This is a genomic window from Collinsella aerofaciens, from assembly GCF_040915545.1.
Classification (GTDB): Bacteria; Actinomycetota; Coriobacteriia; order Coriobacteriales; family Coriobacteriaceae; genus Collinsella; species Collinsella aerofaciens_BE.
Genome location: NZ_JBCPDH010000068.1, coordinates 1 through 1,585, shown reverse-complemented (window position 1 = coordinate 1,585; position 1,585 = coordinate 1). Strand labels below are relative to the sequence as shown.

Genomic DNA, 1,585 nt, shown 5'->3' with positions numbered 1-1,585 from the left:
TAATATGAGAAAGCCATTGTCAATAGGCGTGTTTGTTCGAGCCCGGTTTTAAACCGGGCTTTTTCGTTTCCCGTCGGGAGGGCCCGCGCACGCTGCACGTTTAGTCGACGCTTGCCTGGCAAGCTAATATCCGCGGGCTCTTGCGGGCGCGCTGCCGGCGGTCAGCCCGGTATGTCCGCGCACCCCACCGCATTTCGATTCTCCGTCCGGCGCGCTCGTCCGAAACCAGTCTTGTTCACGGGCGCGGCCCTTGGGCTGCCCAAAAAGGGCTCGTGAACGCGCGCCGGCGATGCGTCGAGGCGCGGGCCCTCCCGGCGGGAGGCTTGTTGTCCGACGGGGTCAGCCGAGGGTCCCCTCCGCCCGGCGCCCGATCTCCCAGACCCAGCAGGCGAGCTCGCGCGCGACGGCGGCGTTTGCCTTGCACGAGCTCTTGCCCGCCGCCGCCAGCGCCTCGCGGCGGCGGCAGAGCCTGGCGGTGCAGTCGTCGGCGCGCGCCCGGATCGCCGCGGGGACGTCCGCGCCGGGCGCCGGGGCCTTCGGGCGGGGCGTGCACGTCAGGTAGTGCCACGCCGACTCCACCAGTGCCGTCCTGGCGAGCCGGTTGCCCGTCTTGGTTATCCCGCCGCGCCGCTCGGTCTCGCCGCTCGAGCGCTCCGACGGGACCAGCCCGCACCAGCTCGCGAAGGCCGGGGCCGTCCGGAACCTCGTGAAGGAGCCCGCCTCGGCTGCGAGCCTGAAGGCCGTCAGGGTGTCGATTCCCTTGATGCAGGAGAGCGCCTCGACGGCCGGGCGCCACCGGTCGGTCCGGGCGAGGGCGAGCACCTTCTTCTCGAGCTGCCGGCGGTCCGACTCCGCGCACCTCGCGGCCGTGACGTAGTACTCGAGCACGTCGCGCTGGGGCCCCTCGAGCCTGATCCCGGATATCCACCTCCAGTGGGCGCGCGTCCAAGATCCCTTCCTCGTCCCGTCGGCGTTGCGCTCGTCCCAGACGTGGCCCAGCCTGATCAGGAACATGTTGAGGCGCTGCCTGGCGCGGCGGTACTCCGCCGTGGCGTCGTCGAGGGCGCGGTCGAGGTCCCGGGCGGCCTCGACGGCCGCATCGGGCAGCGGGACCTCCACGATGTTGTGGGTGGCGAGCATGCGGGCGATGAACTCGGCGTCGCGCCGGTCGTTCTTGCGGCGCGCGTCCGCCGCCGGCCTCTGCATCTTGGAGACGGCTGCCACGGCGCAGTCGAGGCCGAGCGCGCGCAGCTCGCGCGCCATGTGGAAGCCGGTGGGGCCGCTCTCGTAGCAGGCCCTGGGCTCCTCGAACCCGAGGGCCCACTCCGCGATCTCGGCGGCGTCCGTCCCGAAGTCACGGTGCACCACCTCGCCGGTGAAGGGGTTGAACGCCGCGGCGGCGACCGATCGCGCGTGGACGTCCAGGCCGATGGAGGTAACATGGGGCATGGGAAGCCTCCTCCCCGCAGGTGCGGTAAGGGCTACCGCACGGGCCGATACTCAAAGCCCATTGTGGCATCCCGAGCCCGCGGAAAGAAGCTGCGCCGCGGGGGAGGCGACCCAAATGGCTTTCTCATATCGTCTT

1 protein-coding gene is annotated in these 1,585 nt (G+C 70.9%); it reads right to left on the bottom strand.

Annotated elements, in window-relative coordinates; all coding sequences use genetic code 11:
- Positions 1-339: 339 nt before the first annotated feature.
- On the bottom strand, positions 340-1,449 hold the full coding sequence (locus AB5202_RS09930) for an IS110 family RNA-guided transposase (RefSeq protein WP_331880756.1): 1,110 nt from the start codon (positions 1,447-1,449) through the stop codon (positions 340-342).
- Between the last annotated feature and the right edge of the window lie 136 nt (positions 1,450-1,585).